16 protein-coding genes are annotated in these 15,507 nt (G+C 63.1%); 11 read left to right on the forward strand and 5 right to left on the reverse strand.

Annotation, left to right across the window (positions count from 1 at the left end; translation table 11 throughout):
* Positions 1–33: 33 nt before the first annotated feature.
* From ACODSR_RS14945 to ACODSR_RS14955, 3 genes are all read right to left on the reverse strand, one after another.
* The gene (locus tag ACODSR_RS14945; RefSeq protein WP_489077458.1) at positions 34–2,922 is read right to left on the reverse strand and encodes a M16 family metallopeptidase; all 2,889 of its coding nucleotides are present in this window, start codon (positions 2,920–2,922) and stop codon (positions 34–36) included.
* 269 nt (positions 2,923–3,191) lie between these two features.
* Positions 3,192–4,574: a DEAD/DEAH box helicase gene (locus ACODSR_RS14950; RefSeq protein ID WP_294132000.1), complete on the reverse strand. Its 1,383-nt coding sequence runs from the start codon at positions 4,572–4,574 to the stop codon at positions 3,192–3,194.
* Positions 4,575–4,874: 300 nt separating this feature from the next.
* Positions 4,875–5,345 carry a pyridoxamine 5'-phosphate oxidase family protein gene (locus tag ACODSR_RS14955; RefSeq protein WP_489077459.1) on the reverse strand — a complete coding sequence of 157 codons (471 nt, stop codon included), beginning with the start codon at positions 5,343–5,345 and terminating at the stop codon, positions 4,875–4,877.
* Between the two features lie 97 nt (positions 5,346–5,442).
* Between ACODSR_RS14955 and ACODSR_RS14960 the strand changes: the two genes are divergently transcribed.
* The 10 genes from ACODSR_RS14960 (at position 5,443) to ACODSR_RS15005 (ending at position 13,147) form a co-directional block, all read left to right on the forward strand.
* Positions 5,443–6,018, forward strand: coding sequence for a NifU family protein (locus tag ACODSR_RS14960; protein WP_489077514.1), 576 nt, complete (start codon positions 5,443–5,445; stop codon positions 6,016–6,018).
* An 82-nt stretch (positions 6,019–6,100) separates the two neighbouring features.
* Positions 6,101–6,730, forward strand: coding sequence for a tRNA (adenosine(37)-N6)-threonylcarbamoyltransferase complex dimerization subunit type 1 TsaB (gene tsaB, locus ACODSR_RS14965; RefSeq protein WP_489077460.1), 630 nt, complete (start codon positions 6,101–6,103; stop codon positions 6,728–6,730).
* Positions 6,727–7,206, forward strand: coding sequence for a ribosomal protein S18-alanine N-acetyltransferase (gene rimI / locus ACODSR_RS14970; RefSeq protein WP_489077461.1), 480 nt, complete (start codon positions 6,727–6,729; stop codon positions 7,204–7,206). Before tsaB ends, rimI begins: the two co-directional genes overlap by 4 nt.
* A gap of 111 nt (positions 7,207–7,317) precedes the next feature.
* Positions 7,318–7,746, forward strand: coding sequence for a Ros/MucR family transcriptional regulator (locus tag ACODSR_RS14975; protein WP_489077462.1), 429 nt, complete (start codon positions 7,318–7,320; stop codon positions 7,744–7,746).
* A gap of 122 nt (positions 7,747–7,868) precedes the next feature.
* Positions 7,869–8,291: a Fur family transcriptional regulator gene (locus tag ACODSR_RS14980; protein WP_017184208.1), complete on the forward strand. Its 423-nt coding sequence runs from the start codon at positions 7,869–7,871 to the stop codon at positions 8,289–8,291.
* Positions 8,292–8,421: 130 nt separating this feature from the next.
* Positions 8,422–9,078, forward strand: a complete 657-nt coding sequence (locus ACODSR_RS14985; protein ID WP_489077463.1) for a lysophospholipid acyltransferase family protein — start codon at positions 8,422–8,424, stop codon at positions 9,076–9,078.
* A gap of 7 nt (positions 9,079–9,085) precedes the next feature.
* Positions 9,086–10,435, forward strand: coding sequence for a tRNA (N6-isopentenyl adenosine(37)-C2)-methylthiotransferase MiaB (gene miaB / locus ACODSR_RS14990; protein ID WP_489077464.1), 1,350 nt, complete (start codon positions 9,086–9,088; stop codon positions 10,433–10,435).
* A gap of 101 nt (positions 10,436–10,536) precedes the next feature.
* A complete protein-coding gene (locus ACODSR_RS14995) occupies positions 10,537–11,538 on the forward strand; it encodes a PhoH family protein (protein WP_119746023.1) in 1,002 nt (333 codons plus the stop codon).
* Positions 11,539–11,663: 125 nt separating this feature from the next.
* Positions 11,664–12,194, forward strand: coding sequence for an rRNA maturation RNase YbeY (ybeY, locus tag ACODSR_RS15000; RefSeq protein WP_489077465.1), 531 nt, complete (start codon positions 11,664–11,666; stop codon positions 12,192–12,194).
* An 8-nt stretch (positions 12,195–12,202) separates the two neighbouring features.
* A complete protein-coding gene (locus ACODSR_RS15005) occupies positions 12,203–13,147 on the forward strand; it encodes a hemolysin family protein (RefSeq protein ID WP_489077466.1) in 945 nt (314 codons plus the stop codon).
* A 193-nt stretch (positions 13,148–13,340) separates the two neighbouring features.
* On the opposite strand, the gene ACODSR_RS15010 is transcribed toward ACODSR_RS15005, so the two are convergent.
* Positions 13,341–13,988, reverse strand: a complete 648-nt coding sequence (locus ACODSR_RS15010) for a histidine phosphotransferase family protein (protein WP_489077467.1) — start codon at positions 13,986–13,988, stop codon at positions 13,341–13,343.
* 101 nt (positions 13,989–14,089) lie between these two features.
* Entirely contained in the window at positions 14,090–14,491 is a 402-nt protein-coding gene (locus tag ACODSR_RS15015) for a M67 family metallopeptidase (RefSeq protein WP_489077468.1), read from the reverse strand.
* A gap of 17 nt (positions 14,492–14,508) precedes the next feature.
* On the opposite strand from ACODSR_RS15015, the gene ACODSR_RS15020 reads away from it, so the two are divergent.
* Positions 14,509–15,465 (forward strand): RluA family pseudouridine synthase, encoded by a 957-nt coding sequence (locus ACODSR_RS15020; RefSeq protein WP_489077469.1) that lies wholly within the window; start codon positions 14,509–14,511, stop codon positions 15,463–15,465.
* Positions 15,466–15,507 lie beyond the last annotated feature (42 nt).

Genomic DNA, 15,507 nt, shown 5'->3' on the forward strand with positions numbered 1-15,507 from the left:
GCGATCGACCCGGCCATTTCGCCGCACCCCCCATTATTTCGCCGCGACACCTTCGGGCAGGACGATGGCAGACCAGCTTTTTGCCGGGGCCAGATAGCGGGCCGCCAGCGCCTGCAACTGCTCCGGGGTGACGGTCAGCATATCCTGCGCCATCGTCTGCATCGCTGCGACATAGCGGGCATCATGGGTCGCGCCCTCCATCTGGTTCATCCAGAAGGCATTGCCCGTCCCGGCCCGCATCAGCATCTGCCGCATCGGCGCGACCGCGCGCTGCAATTCATCGTCGCTTACCGGCTTGCTGGCCAGATCGGCAGCAGTCGATTTCACCACATCGTAGAAATAGCCAATCCGGTCGGGCCGCACCTGGCTGGTCACCAATATATAGCCGCCGCTTTCATAAGAGAAAGGCCAGCTATTCTGGACGCTGGGCGAATAGGCCGCGCCCTCGGTCGATCGCAGCCGGTCGAACAGCCGATCGTTGAAGATCTGCGTCAATATCTCCAGCTGGCGCGCTTCCTTTTGCAGGGCAAAGCCGCCCGATGTCGGCCATGCCATGACAGCGGCGGCCTGTTCCTTGTCGCCCTTGTGCCGCAATACCACCGGGGTTTCGACATGGGCCGGGAAGCGCATCGCACGATTGACCGCAGGCACCGGCGTATCGGGCCGCGGCGGCAGCGCCCCCAGCGTCGCGGCCACCGCCGCGATCGCGTCATCCGCCTTCACCTGCCCGAAAATCTGCACCTCGATCGGACCCGACGCCAGGATCGGTTCCCATGTCGCGCGGAAAGCCTGCGGCGTCAGCGCGTTGATTTCGGCCAGCGAGGGCGTGCGGAACCGCACATCCTTGCCACGCAGCAACCAGCTAAGATCACGGCCTAACACCGCGTCGGGGGATCGGGTCATGGCGTCATAGGCAACGGTCGCGCCGGTCTTGACCCGCGCGATCGGCGCCGGGTCCCAGCCGGGCGCGCCCAGCTTGGTCGCGAACAGGCGCAACTGGTCCTTATAGTCCGCCGGGCGCGTCACCGCCTGCAACTCGAATGCATCCTCGTCCGTCGCAAAGTCCATGCCCATGCGCCGACCATTGGTCAGATCGTCCAGTTCCCGCTGGCCCAGCGTGCCGATACCGCTGGCAACCAATGCATAGTCGCCCGCCCAACTCGCCACCGGCTTGACCGGAGAGAAGGCCTGCTGGCCATGGCCAAACCGCACATTGATCCGCACCTTCTCGGTCTCGGCATCATTGGCGAACAGGGTCAGCTTGACCCCGTTGGAAAAGGTGACGCTCTCCATCCCCGGCAGGCCGATCGGCGTGCGGGACACGACGGTCGCCGGCGCGCCCAATTTGGGCAGGTCGGCCATCGTCACCAGCTTGTCGGCCAGCCGGGCATTGGTCGCGGCCTTGACCGGCGCGGCGACGGCGGCGGCCAGCTTCGCGTCCAGCCCCGGCTGCGCCTTGCCCGTCACCAGCAAGGTGCGGAACACGCCCGCCGAAAACAGCCGGTTCGTCGATTCGACGATCTTGGCAGGCGTCATGCTGGCCTTGCCCGACCGGAAGATGCTGAGCGCCGCGTCAGGGCTGACCGTGGTTTCGCGAATGTCGACCGCGCTGATCAGGTCGCTCGCCTGCTTGGCGCCTGCTTCCGTATCGGCATTTTCGACCTGGATCGCCAGTGCCGTATCCATCTGCGCATATTCGCGGTCGATCTCGGTCTGGCTTGGCGGCGTGGTCTTGGCATCCTCTACGATACCGCGCACATCGGCCAGCGCCTTTTCCCAATTATCGCCCGTCGGAATGATCGTCATGAAGGTGCCGTCGACCGACCGGCTGACATCCTGCTGCTCGACGCTCGATTGCAGGAAGCTGCCGCCACTGCGCGCCGCCTGCTCCAGCCGCCGGCTGATGATCTGCAAGGCCAGCATGTCAGTCAGCTTATCCTGATTGTACAGGATAGTGTCGGCGCGCGGTTTCCACGGGCGCAGCCACGCCAGCGTCATGCCCAGCGGCACCCCCGGCTCCACCGCCACGCGGGTCGCAGGAAATTTGGGATCGGGCGTGCCGAAATCCGGCAGCGGCGCGCCCTTGCCCGGCACCGTCCAGCCGCCAAACTGCTCCTTGATCAACTGTTCGGCCAGCGTCGGGTCGATATCCCCCGCAATCGCGATCACCGCATTTTCCGGGCGATACCAGCGCTGGTGAAACGCCGTCATCTTGGCCGCCGTCGCCGCGTTCAGCGTCGCCACCGTGCCGATCGGCGCATGATCGGCCAGCGGCTGCCCGGCGAAGAAGTGCAGGCGGCTGACGTCGGAAATCCGCATCTGCGGCCCGTCGCCCTCGCGCCGTTCGGCCAGCACCACCGCGCGTTCGGCATTGACCGCGCTGTCGATGATATTGGGATCGGCCATCATGCCGGACAGGATTTTCAGGCTCTCGCCCAGCGTCTGCTGCGTCGCCTGCGGCAGGTCGAGCGCGTAACTGGTCCCGGTCGGCGTCGTCTGCGCATTGCTGTCGCTGCCAAAGGTCACGCCCAGCCGCTGCCAGATACGCTTGGATTCGCCATCGGGAACATGGCGTGACCCGCGAAAGGTCAGATGCTCCATGAAATGGGCGTAACCCTGTTCGTCGGGCCGCTCCATCAGCGATCCGGCATCGATCCGCAGCCGCACCGACACCTGCCCCGGCGGCACGCCATTGCGACGGATCGCATAGCGCAACCCGTTGGACAGCGTGCCAAAGCGCCACGCCGCGTCGATAGGAACATCGCTATTTTCATAAAGCCACGGCCGCATCTGCGGCGCAAGCGCGCCGCCCGCAACGGCAGGAGCAGGATCGGTCCGGGCAACGAGTGGCGCGGGCGAACCCGACAGCAACAGGGCAAGGACAGTCAGCGAAGCGGCGGTGCGCCGTGGGAAAAATCTCATAGGCGGATGAGCCTAACGGGATTTTCCTGAATGGCTACTGACAAAGACGGTCATGGAAAGGACGAAAATCCTCCCCCGACGGGAGATCATCGCGACATTCATCATCCACAGATTTTTACGTCATCCCCGCGAAGGCGGGGATCCATCTCCAGACCTAAAATCAAGACGATAAGGTGGGAGGTGGATTCCCGCCTACGCGGGAATGACGGCGTCTTATTGGACTGTTCGAATCTCACAACGCCCCCCTTTGGCAAGGGGAGGATTTTTGATCAGCGCGGCGCGCCGGTGCGCTGGACGGCACCCTTATGCGCGCCGACGGCACCACCACTGCGGCGACGGCGGAAGGGGCGCTTTTCGCCACCCTCTGCGTCGGGGCGATGGGCGCGGTCCGGGGTGCCGCGCTGCTGCTTCTGGCCGTCCTGATATTTGCGCTGGCCATCGGCACGACGTGCCTGCTGCTGTGGCGTCTGGCTCGGTCCCTTCTTGGGGGCGGCCGGTTTGGGCAGGTTGCGCACCGCTTCCATGAAATTCTCCGGCAGCGGCTCCATTTCCAGCTTGACCCGCGTGGCCTTCTCGATGGCCTTCAGATAGGGGCGCTCATCGTCAGCCACGAAGCTGATGGCAATGCCTTCGGCCCCGGCACGCGCGGTGCGGCCAATGCGGTGGACATATTGTTCGGCCACATTGGGGATTTCAAAGTTGATGACGTGGGACACGCCCGACACGTCGATGCCGCGCGCGGCAATGTCGGTCGCGACCAGCAGCTTCACCTTGCCCTGGCGGAAAGCCTGAAGCGCGGTGGTGCGCTGGCCCTGGCTCTTGTTGCCATGGATCGCGAACGCTTCGATCCCCGCGCCTTCCAGGAAGCGCACGACGCGGTCGGCGCCATGCTTGGTGCGGGTGAAGATCAGCGCCCGGTCGATGTCTTCGCTCTTCAGGATCAGGTGGAGCAGCGCTTGCTTCTCACCCTGATTGACGAAGGTCGCGCGCTGATGGACGCGCTCTGCGGTGGTCGATTGCGGTGCGACGCTGACCTTGACCGGATTGTTCAGGAACTGGGCGGCAAGCGCCTCGATTTCCTTGGGCATGGTGGCCGAGAAAAACAGGTTCTGGCGATCGGCGGGCAGCATCTTGGCGACGCGCTTCAACGGCTGGATGAAGCCCATGTCCATCATCTGGTCCGCTTCGTCGAGGACGAAGATTTCGGTGTCCTTGATGGTCAGCGCGCGCTGGTCGATCAGGTCGAGCAGGCGGCCTGGAGTCGCAACGACGACATCGACGCCGCCAGCCAGCGCGCGGATCTGCTTGTTGATCGGCACGCCGCCGAACACGGTTTCCACCGATAATTTCAGGAAGCGGCCATAGTCGCGAAAGCTCTGCGCAATCTGCGCGGCGAGTTCGCGGGTCGGGGCCAGCACCAGCATCCGGCAGCCCTTGATCGGCGTCGCCCTAGGGTTGCGCGCGAAATAATCGAGGCTGGGCAGCGCAAAGGCCGCGGTCTTGCCAGTGCCGGTCTGGGCGATGCCGCACAGATCCTTGCCTTCCAGCAGGACGGGGATCGCCTTTTCCTGAATAGGCGTCGGGGTCACATAATTTTTGGAGGCAAGCGCCTTCATGATCGGCTCTGCCAGACCAAAATCATTGAATTGCATTTAGAAAACTCACAAGTCGGCCTTGGCGCCAACTTGCTCTGCGGACGCAGGAAGGGCGCGAGGCGGGTTACGAAACGACCCGCGTGAAAAGGGAAGCCTCAAGCTTGGCGCAGACTCTCATTGGCCGGTCCGTGGTCCTTGAACGGCTGTTCCAGCCACCCAGGTTGCGGACGATCACGCTGCCAATCGCTGTGGAACCGTCATGGTCCCTCTGCTGCGCTGCAACGCATATGGCGAAGATGCAGGCAAATAGCAAGCGGCCGTGCGGGATGGCACGGCCGCGAGAATGATGGGGTAATCTTACAGCGAAATTTCGGCGTGCTTGGATTCCATTTCCTTGGCGACGTCGCCGCCAAACAGCATCTTGAACACCCCGGTCAGCGACAGGTCAGCCAGCCAGATTTCCGCGGTCCCAAGATCAAAGCGCAGCATCAGCAGACTGGGATCGTTGCGGCCACGCTCATACCAGGCCTCGACCTGGCTTGACCAGTAACGGTCGATCACCGCCGGATCGCTTTCCTCGACCAATGTGCCGTTGATGCAGGCGAACAGGCCGTGATCCTTGGCCGCGAACTGGGCCATGGCCGGACCGCCGGGGGCCAGGCGATTGTCGCGCGACGTATAGAACCAGAAGCAATGATCCGCGTTTGGATCAAGCTGCGCCGTCATCGGCAGACTATGTTCGTGACTATTGTTCAGCCCCACCATCAAATAGGGGCTTTTCGTCATATCGCTCCAGAAATGTTCGCGAATATCTTTTTCCGTTGCCATTTTATCTCTCCTGCTGGGCCATCCCGAATAATCGATGGCCGCCAGGGAAGTTCCCGAAACGCTTGATCTTGCCCCCGCAAATCTCCACATAGCGGCCATGCTGATCGAGACCGAACTCACGCCCAATCCGGCGACCATCAAATTCCTCCCCGGCCAGGCGGTCATGGGCAATGGAACTCGCGACTTTGCAACGCCGGAGGAAGCCGAAGCGTCCCCGCTGGCCGATGCATTATTTGGGCTGGGCGATGTCACCGGCGTGTTTTTCGGCAGTGACTTTATTTCGGTCACGATCGCTCCCGGATCGGAATGGCGGGACGTCAAACCGGACGTCCTCTCGATCCTGCTGGAACATTTTTCCGCCAACATGCCCCTGTTCGCGCCGGGATCGGCAGCGGGCATAGCCGTCCCTCTGGATGACGATGCCTTTGGCGATGACCCGGAAGATGCCGAGATCGTCGCGCAAATCCGCGACCTCATCGACACTCGCGTCCGCCCTGCCGTCGCCAATGATGGCGGTGACATCATCTATCGCGGCTTCGACAAGGGCACCGTCTTCCTCCAGTTGCAGGGTGCCTGTTCAGGCTGCCCTTCCTCCAGCGCGACGCTGAAAAACGGGATCGAGCAACTGCTCAAACATTATGTCCCAGAAGTCACGGAAGTCCGCGCGGTCTGATCAGGGCGGCCTTCCCTTTCCACCATTTGGCAAATCGCGACGGATCGACTAACCGCAAGAGGCAACTTGAGGGGAGTATCGTTTGCGCCTGCTGGTGATTGACACCGCGACACAGGCTTTGTCCGTGGCGCTGCTGGAAGAAGGCGTGCCGGTCGCGCGCTTCCATGAAATTGTCGGGCGCGGCCATGCCGAAGCTTTGCTGCCCGCCATTGCCGCCCTGCCCGATGGCGGCCGTGCCGACGCCATTGCCGTCAATGTCGGCCCCGGCAGCTTCACCGGCGTCCGCATCGGCATCGCCGCCGCCCGCGCGCTGGCGCTGGCCTGGGGGTTGCCACTCCACGGATATAGCGCACCGTCGCTGATCGCGGCACAAGCCGCGCAAATCCACGCCAGCGAAGGGCCGATCGCCGTCACCATCACCGGTGGGCATGGCGAACTCTTTTGGCAATGCTTCACTGCCGACGGTCTTAGCGCGACCACGCCGATCGCCTCGACCGCTATCGCCACTCTGGCAACGCAGCTTGACATCGCCACTCTCTATGGCACTGGCGCGGAAGCATTGGTGACCGCGCGCGGCCATGGCGCGGCGGTCAACCTCTATCCCGATGCGGCGGACTATGGCCTGATCGCTGCCCTGCCCGCCCTGCCCCCGACGCCGATCTATGGTCGGGGCGCCGATGCGCAGACCATGGTGGAGCGCGCCGCATCATGATGCCGGGCCTTGTCCTCGACACTTATGACCAGAGCGAACGCAACGCGATGGCGGACGCCATGACAGTGATGGAGTCCGCCTTCGACCCGGTCTTTGGCGAGGCGTGGACCTTGCCGCAACTGGCCGGCGTCATGATGATGCCGGGCACCTGGCTGACGATCGCGCGAGTGGACGCGGCGTCGCTGGGCTTTGCGCTGGTGCGATCCGTACTGGACGAGTGCGAATTGCTGCTGCTGGCGGTCGATCCGACGTGGCGCGGGCGCGGCATTGGCGAAGCCTTGCTGCGCGACAGTTTGCGCACAGCACGCCGCAGGGGCATCACATCTATGAATCTGGAAGTGCGCGCGAGCAACAATGCCGTGCATCTCTATGAGAAAACAGGCTTTGAATATGTACATCGTCGTCCCGGTTACTATCGCGGTAATGATGGACAACTATATGATGCTCTGAGTTTTCGCATCGACATGCTGGCTTGACGCCATATGCTCTTGCGAAAAGGTCCGGCAAGGTCTAGCGGATATGTACCGCTCCTGAAATGAATCTCGTAGGGCGGGTCGCACAACAATAGCCGTACAGGATACAGGACAATGGAAATAGAATCCGCCCAGAGCGAACTGCTCATTACTTTGACGTCCGACATTGTCGCCGCTCATGTCTCCAACAACAGCGTGTCCGTCTCTGATGTCGCCGCTCTGATCCAGAATGTCCATGCCGCCTTGTCGGGCCTCAGTGAACCAATCACCGTGCCAGACGTAAAGCCCGAACCTGCCGTATCGGTCCGTTCGTCGATCAAGCCGGATTTCATCATCTGTCTGGAAGATGGCAAGAAGCTCAAGATGCTCAAGCGCCATCTGATGACCCATTATCAGATGACGCCCGACGACTATCGCGCCAAGTGGGGCCTGCCCGCCGACTATCCGATGGTCGCCCCCAACTATGCCGAACAGCGTCGTTCGCTGGCCAAGAAGATTGGCCTTGGCACCAAGCGCCGCCGTGCGGGCAGCGCCACGAAGTAATCCGCCCGGCTGACGGAACAGTCTTGCGTCGGGGGGCGCATGTCGCCATGTGCCCCTTTACGCGACGGGAAAAGCCGCTAGGCTCCCGACACTGTCCGCACCTCTAAAGCCAGCGAGACTCCATGAACCGCAAGATCGACGTCGAAGCCCTGTGCCACGAAAAGGGGCTGCGTATCACCGAACAGCGCCGGGTGATCGCCCAGGTGCTGAGCGATGCGACCGACCATCCCGATGTCGAGGAATTGCACAAACGGTCCGCCGCGATCGACCCCGGCATTTCGATTGCCACCGTCTATCGCACGGTGCGCCTGTTCGAAGAGGCGGGCATCCTGGAGCGCCACGACTTTGGCGACGGCCGCGCCCGTTATGAGGCCGCGCCCGAATCGCATCATGATCATCTGATCGATGTCGAAACCGGTAACGTCATCGAATTTGTCGACCCGGAACTGGAACAGTTGCAGAAGCAGATCGCGGAAAAGCTGGGCTTCCGGCTGGTCGATCATCGCATGGAATTGTACGGCGTCGCCCTAGACCGGAAGAATTGACCCACTGCTGCTGCTCCGCCGCTGGACGCGCATAGCCGCGCTGATCGCCAGCCTGCTGCTGTGCCTGTTTCCCCATTTGCTCTGGCGCGTCCTGCATCGCCCGTCGCCCTGGCCGCGTCGCTTCCTGGGCATGGCCGCGCGCGCAGTCGGCGTGCGGGTACGGATCGTGGGGCTGCCGCACGACGGCGACCTGTTCCTGCTCGCCAATCATGTCAGCTGGATCGACATTTTGGCCATGGGCGGCGCGACCGGCACGGCCTTTGTCGCGCATGACGGCATAGCCCGCTGGCCGGTGGTCGGCTGGCTGGCGGCGCAGAACAATACATTGTTCGTCGCCCGCGAACGGCGCGGTGCGCTGTCGAGCCAGATTGACGCCCTCCGAAACGCGATGCTGGGCCATCAACCCGTCGCGCTGTTCCCCGAAGGCACGACCAGCGACGGCAGCGGGCTGCTGCCGTTCAAGCCTTCGCTGCTTGCCGTACTGCTGCCGCCGCCGCGCGCAGTGCTGATTCAGCCGGTGCATATCGACTATGGCGCGGCGACATCCGCCATCGCCTGGCATGGCGACGAACCCGCCGGGACCAACGCCTGGCGCATTTTGGGGCGCAAGGGTCGGCTGGACGTGACGCTGCGCTTTCTGGAGCCGTTCGATCCTGCCGATTGCGCCGATCGCAAGGTCATCGCCGCCACCGCACGGGACGCAATAGCCGCCAGCATCGCGCAAAATGCGCCTGATAGCGCCGCATCGCAGCATCGGCCTTCCGCTACCCCCCTGCCGCCTGTATAGCTGGGCCATGAATCGTCCCCTACCGCCCAAGACTCCGGCCACTTTCCACGTCAAATCCTTCGGCTGCCAGATGAACGTCTATGATGGCGAGCGCATGGCCGAGATGCTGGGTGAGCGTGGCATGACTGCCGCTACGGACGGAAACGATGCCGATCTGGTGATCCTGAACACCTGCCACATCCGCGAAAAGGCAGTGGACAAAGTCTATTCCGACATTGGCCGCATGACCCGCGAGGATGGCAGCCGCCCGATGATCGCGGTCGCTGGCTGCGTCGCGCAGGCGGAGGGTAGCGAGATCAGCCGCCGCACCAAGACTGTCGACATCGTCGTCGGCCCGCAAGCCTATCACCGCCTGCCCGACCTCATCGCAAAGGCCGGTCGCGGCGAAGCGGCGGTCGATACCGACATGCCAGCCGTCTCGAAATTCGACGCGCTGCCCGTCCGCACCAAACAGGCGCGGCCCACCGCTTTCCTGACGATCATGGAAGGGTGCGACAAATTCTGCACCTATTGCGTCGTCCCCTATACGCGCGGCGCGGAAATCAGCCGCTCGTGGAACGCGATCATCGACGAAGCCAAAGCGCTGGTCGATGGCGGGGTCAAGGAAATCACCCTGCTCGGCCAGAACGTCAACGCCTGGACTGGCGAGGATGACATGGGCCGCGCACAGGGCATGGATGGCCTGGTCCGCGAACTGGCGAAGATCGATGCGCTCCAGCGTATCCGCTACACCACCAGCCATCCCAACGACATGAGCGACGGTCTGATCGCGGCGCATGGCGAAATCGACAAGCTGATGCCCTTCCTCCACCTGCCGGTGCAGTCGGGCAATGACCGCATCCTCAAAGCCATGAACCGCAGCCACAGCGTCGATTCCTATCTGCGCCTGATAGAGCGGGTGCGCGCGGCGCGGCCGGACATTGCGGTGTCGGGCGACTTCATCGTCGGCTTCCCCGGCGAGAGCGAGGAAGATTTCACCGACACGTTGCGCATCGTCGATGCCGTGGGCTATGCCCAATGCTATTCGTTCAAATATAGCCCCCGCCCCGGCACCCCCGCCGCCGACATGGACGGCCAGATTGCAGCCGACGTCATGGACGATCGCCTCGCCCGGCTCCAGGGCGCGATCAACCGGCATCAGGTCGAATTCAACGCCGCCACGGTCGGTCGCCGCACCACCATTTTGCTGGAACGCAAGGGCCGTTTCCCCGGCCAGCTGATCGGCAAGACCCCATGGCTGCAATCGGTTCACGTCACCGCGCCCGACAATGCAATCGGTGACATGATAGACGTCGACATCATCAGCGCCGGTCCCAATAGTCTGGCCGGCGAATGTAGCAGGAGGAAAGCCGCTTGAACCAAAGCCTCGTCATTCCCGCATCTGTGGGACGCCATCTCCCCGATTTACGGCTCCGGCCGATCCTCACGAGATGCATGACGAGCAAGGGAGGCTTTTGAATGGGCAAGAAACCGCACCAACCCCGCACCGACATCGCCGAACGCGCGCGGCTCGAAGTCACGTTTGAAAAGCCGCATCTGCTGGGCACTTTGTTCGGCCAATATGACCAGAATCTGGTCGCGATCGAAAATCGCCTTGGCGTCTATATCGCCGCGCGCGGCAACAAGTTGCAGATTGAGGGCGAGGCGGAAGCCGCCGCCCGCGCCCGCGACGTCATGACCGGCCTCTATAACCGCATCGTCGCCGGGCAGCAGATTGACGCCGGCGCGGTAGAGGCGGTGATCGCCATGTCGTCCGAACCCACGCTCGACGGCATCATCCGCCATGACGTGGCCGAACCGCCCACGGTGATGATCCGTACCCGCAAGAAAACTATCGTCCCCCGCTCCGCCACCCAGGTCACCTATATGGAGGCGATGAACCGGAACGACATCATCTTCGCACTGGGGCCGGCAGGCACGGGCAAGACCTATCTGGCCGTCGCGCAGGCGGTCAGCCAGCTGATCACCGGAACGGTCGACAAGCTGATCCTCTCGCGCCCCGCGGTCGAGGCTGGCGAGCGGCTGGGCTTTCTGCCCGGCGACATGAAGGAAAAGGTCGATCCCTATCTCCGCCCGATCTACGACGCGCTCTACGACACGCTGCCCGCCGAGCAGGTCGAACGGCGCATCGCTAGCGGAGAGATCGAGATCGCCCCGCTCGCCTTCATGCGCGGGCGAACGCTCGCCAACGCCTTCATCGTGCTGGACGAAGCGCAGAACACCACCATCGCCCAGATGAAGATGTTTCTCACCCGCTTTGGCGAAGGCAGCCGCATGGTGATCTGTGGCGATCCCAAGCAGGTCGATCTGCCGCAACCGGGCGCGTCGGGCCTGGCCGATGCGGTCGCGCGGCTGGACGGTGTAGAGGGCATCGCGATGGTGCCGTTCGGCATCGGCGACGTCGTGCGTCATCCCGTCGTCGGTCGGATCGTGCAGGCCTATGAGGGACCGGATGCGTAAGCAAAAATATTATCCGTTCGCACTGAGCGAAGTCGAAGTGCCCAACCGAGCGGAGCGAGGTGCCTTCGCTTCGCTCTGGCAAAGGCTTCGACTTCGCTCAGCCCGAACGGAGGAAAGTTGGTTCCATGATTGACGTCGCCGTCCTCCACGACACCGGCTGGAATGATAGCAGTTCCCTTGGCACCGACTGGGAGCTGCTCGCCCAACGCGCCGTGTTCGCTGCCATCACCCACAGCCCCTACGCCGCCTTCGCCACCGATGAGGCGCTGTATGAAGTCGCGGTCAAGCTGACCACGGACGAGGAAGTGCATGAATTGAACCGCGCCTATCGGGACAAGGACAAGCCCACCAACGTCCTCTCCTTCCCGATGGTGCAGGCCGACCTGTTGCAAGGCACGTCGAACACCGACGATGGCGAGGTGTTGCTGGGCGACATCGTGCTGGCAGAGGGGGTCTGCGCCGCCGAAGCGGTCGACAAGGGCATCTCGATCGCCGATCATGCCGCGCATTTGATTATCCACGGGACTTTTCATTTGCTTGGATATGATCATATGGACGACAATGAGGCCGAGGCGATGGAAGCGCTGGAAATCGCGGCGCTGGCCAGCCTTGGCCTTTCCGATCCCTACGGGGATAGAATTATATCAGGGGTATAGGACTAACTATGGCTGAGGTCAGCCCGAAGGACGGCAACGGTTCCAAGGAATCGGACAGTAGTAATGAAGGCGGCTTATGGAGCGGCATAAAGGCGCTCCTGTTCGGCGATGGCGAATCCACGACCCTGCGGCAGGAACTGGAGGAAGCGCTCGACGAATATGACGAGGATGAGCAGGACGATAGCGCATCCCCGCCAGCCAAGGGCGACCTGTCGGCGATCGAGCGCCAGATGGTCCGCAACCTGCTCCATTTTTCCGAACATACGGTCGATGACGTCGCTGTTCCCCGCGCCGACATCATAGCGATTGAGGAGAAAGCAAGCTTCGCCGATCTTGCCGCCTTGTTCGCCGAAGCGGGCCACAGCCGCATCCCGGTCTATCGCGATACGCTCGATACCATCGTCGGCATGGTCCATATCCGCGACGCTTTCGCGATCCTGGCGGGCAAGGCCCCCGTGCCCGATACGCTGGAACCGCTGATCCGCCAGCCGCTCTATGTGCCTGAAAGCATGGGCGCACTCGACCTGCTCGCCGAAATGCGCGCCAAGCGCACCCACTTGGCCATCGTGCTGGACGAATATTCCGGCACCGAAGGGCTGCTGACCTTCGAGGATCTGGTCGAGGAAATCGTCGGCGACGTCGAGGATGAGCATGACGACGCGCCCGAAGCGATGCTGGTGCCGCTGGCCGGTGGCCTGTGGGAAGCCGACGCCCGCGCCGAACTGGACGATGTCGCCGAGGAAATCGACGAGAAGCTGGGCGATATCGAGGAAGATGTCGACACGCTGGGCGGCCTGGCTTTCATCATCGCGGGCCGCGTGCCGGAACCGGGCGAAATACTCGACCATGAACAAAGCGGCTGGAAACTGGAAATCCTGGCCAGCGATGGCCGCCGCGTGACCCGGTTGCGGCTTCATCCGCCGGTCGAGAAGGTTCTGGACGAGGAGGATTGAGGCCGGGCGCGCTCCCATCCTCCAGTGCCGAAAGGCTGCGCAATACCCAATTCATCGTCATTCCCGCGCAGGCGGGAACCCAGCTTTCACCCTATCACCTTGATTTTAGATCGGGAGGTGGGTCCCCGCCTGCGCGGGGATGACGATGATATAAGATATGGGAATCATCGCCTTACATGGAAGGAAGAAATTTTCACCCCGGAATGGACGCCCCGAACAGCAACACCGGATCACCCGCAGGCGACAATGCAATCTCGCCGCCCGCGCCGGTCACCAACTGCCGCACCATCCATGCCGCCGCCGTGCGCGATGCCAGGCCTTCGGGCGGCAGCGTCCCTGCCAGCGCCGCGCGCAGATCGGGGTCCAGCACAACCTTCGGCCCCTCGCCGCGTACGACGATCTCCGTCACGCCAGGCCGCTTTTCCGCACCAATGTCCAGCTGCCCGCCGCGCACCAGCGCATCGCCGACGATCAGCGCCAGATTGAGCAGCACCTTGACCGGCAGCTTGCCCAGCATCTGTTCCTCGACCATCCAGCCGACCTTGACCCGGCCCGTCCCGGCAAACATCCCCTCGATCGCGACCCGTGCCTCATGCGGCGGCACCGCGTCGCCAAAGCCCCCGGCAGAGCCGAAAGCGAGGCGGAAACATTTAAGCTTGTTGGCGGATGTCCGCGCGCTGTCGGCCAACAGGTCCAGGCAGCGCTGGCGCATGTCCGGGTCGGTTTCGTCCGCCATCAGTTCCAGCCCATTGTTGAGCGCGCCGACCGGACTCAAAAGGTCGTGGCACAGGCGCGAACAGAGAAGGCTGGCAAATTCGATGCTGTCGATGGGGTGGGTCATGTCAGGGTCTGTGCCGCCGATTTTTGTGAAGACTAAGGATGGCCTGACTGGCTAATGCGCTGCTGCGCCGGGCGATGCAACCCCGCCGCGCTGCCTTTCGCTCATACGACCCGCAGCGTCGCCGGAGCGAAGCGCACGCCGCCCGCGCCATCCCCCTGCGCCACCCAAAGCCGTACATCGCCCCCCGCAACGATCAGCCACAAGCTGCCGTCAGGCGCCGCGCAGGCCGCATCGGTGGCCGACGGCACCGCCACGCCGGATGGGTGCGAATGATAATGGCCGATAATCTGCGCGCTCCCCGACCGCGCCGCCCGGTGCGCCGCGATCAGCGCCACCGGGTCCAGCTCGAAATGGCGCGCCGGGTCGGGCGCGACATTGGCGGCGGGCGCAATGGCCTCGATTCGCCCGGCTACGCCCAGCAACAGCCCACACACCTCCGCCTTGTCCGCCGCCGCGATCGCCTGGATCTGGTCCAGCAGCATCCTTGATATTGTGACTGACATGCCTACATCCCTAGCCAATGGGTCCGGGGGTTTCCATCATCGAAGCGACAATCGCGCAGGCGCAGGACGGGATGCGGCTCGACCGGGCGCTGGCCGACCTGCTGCCCGACTTCTCACGCGAACGGTTAAAGGCGCTGATCAACGACGGCCATGTCCGATCGACCGGCCAGCCGATCAAGATCGGCACCACCACCAAGGTCGCAACCGGCCAGAGCTTCGCCATCACCATGCCCGCGCCAGTCGCGCTGGAAACGCAAGCGCAGGATATTCCGCTGACCATCGTGCATGAGGACGCAGACCTGATCGTGGTGGACAAGCCCGCCGGGCTGGTGGTCCATCCCGCGGCGGGCAATCTGGACGGCACGTTGGTCAACGCCCTGCTGCATCATTGCCACGGGCAGTTGTCCGGCATTGGCGGCGTCGCCCGCCCCGGCATCGTTCACCGGATCGACAAGGATACGTCCGGCCTGCTGGTGGTCGCCAAATCGGACAAGGCGCATGACGGGCTGGCCCGCCAGTTCAAGGATCATAGTATCGAGCGACTCTATGCCGCGATCGTCTATGGCCACCCGCTGCCCGGCACCGGCACGGTCGATGCCTGGCTTGGCCGGTCCGACGCTGATCGAAAGAAGATGGCGGTTCATCGGGAAGGACGCGGCAAACATGCCGTCACCCATTATCGCACGATCGAACGGCTGCGCGACGCGGCCATGGTGGAATGTCGGCTGGAAACCGGCCGCACCCATCAGGTTCGCGTCCACATGAACCATATCGGCCACCCCTTGATCGGTGATCCGGTTTACGGTAGAGAAAGAAAAGGTTTCAAATCAATACTGGAAACACTGGGTTTCAAAAGGCAGGCATTGCACGCAAAAAGCCTGGGGTTCATACATCCGGTAACGGACGAACGGCTTATGTTCCAAAGTGCACTCCCTGCCGATATGCAGGAACTGTTAAGCCTGCTCCACGTATAGACATGAACAAGTTTGCGCCGGTGTTTGAGACGCCTCTTCTGG

This window comes from Sphingobium sp. FG125 (genome assembly GCF_057809795.1).

What these genes read in the sequence shown, in the direction of transcription:
- ACODSR_RS15015 (WP_489077468.1), bottom strand. Translation starts at nt 14,491, where the DNA reads ATGTCAGTCACAATATCAAGGATGCTGCTGGACCAGATCCAGGCGATC.
- ACODSR_RS14985 (WP_489077463.1), top strand. Translation starts at nt 8,422, where the DNA reads ATGGCCGCGCGCGCAGTCGGCGTGCGGGTACGGATCGTGGGGCTGCCG.
- ACODSR_RS14960 (WP_489077514.1), top strand. Translation starts at nt 5,443, where the DNA reads ATGCTGATCGAGACCGAACTCACGCCCAATCCGGCGACCATCAAATTC.
- ybeY (WP_489077465.1), top strand. Translation starts at nt 11,664, where the DNA reads ATGATTGACGTCGCCGTCCTCCACGACACCGGCTGGAATGATAGCAGT.
- ACODSR_RS14950 (WP_294132000.1), bottom strand. Translation starts at nt 4,574, where the DNA reads ATGCAATTCAATGATTTTGGTCTGGCAGAGCCGATCATGAAGGCGCTT.
- ACODSR_RS14995 (WP_119746023.1), top strand. Translation starts at nt 10,537, where the DNA reads ATGGGCAAGAAACCGCACCAACCCCGCACCGACATCGCCGAACGCGCG.
- ACODSR_RS15020 (WP_489077469.1), top strand. Translation starts at nt 14,509, where the DNA reads ATGGGTCCGGGGGTTTCCATCATCGAAGCGACAATCGCGCAGGCGCAG.
- miaB (WP_489077464.1), top strand. Translation starts at nt 9,086, where the DNA reads ATGAATCGTCCCCTACCGCCCAAGACTCCGGCCACTTTCCACGTCAAA.
- ACODSR_RS14980 (WP_017184208.1), top strand. Translation starts at nt 7,869, where the DNA reads ATGAACCGCAAGATCGACGTCGAAGCCCTGTGCCACGAAAAGGGGCTG.
- rimI (WP_489077461.1), top strand. Translation starts at nt 6,727, where the DNA reads ATGATGCCGGGCCTTGTCCTCGACACTTATGACCAGAGCGAACGCAAC.
- ACODSR_RS14975 (WP_489077462.1), top strand. Translation starts at nt 7,318, where the DNA reads ATGGAAATAGAATCCGCCCAGAGCGAACTGCTCATTACTTTGACGTCC.
- ACODSR_RS15005 (WP_489077466.1), top strand. Translation starts at nt 12,203, where the DNA reads ATGGCTGAGGTCAGCCCGAAGGACGGCAACGGTTCCAAGGAATCGGAC.
- ACODSR_RS15010 (WP_489077467.1), bottom strand. Translation starts at nt 13,988, where the DNA reads ATGACCCACCCCATCGACAGCATCGAATTTGCCAGCCTTCTCTGTTCG.
- ACODSR_RS14945 (WP_489077458.1), bottom strand. Translation starts at nt 2,922, where the DNA reads ATGAGATTTTTCCCACGGCGCACCGCCGCTTCGCTGACTGTCCTTGCC.
- ACODSR_RS14955 (WP_489077459.1), bottom strand. Translation starts at nt 5,345, where the DNA reads ATGGCAACGGAAAAAGATATTCGCGAACATTTCTGGAGCGATATGACG.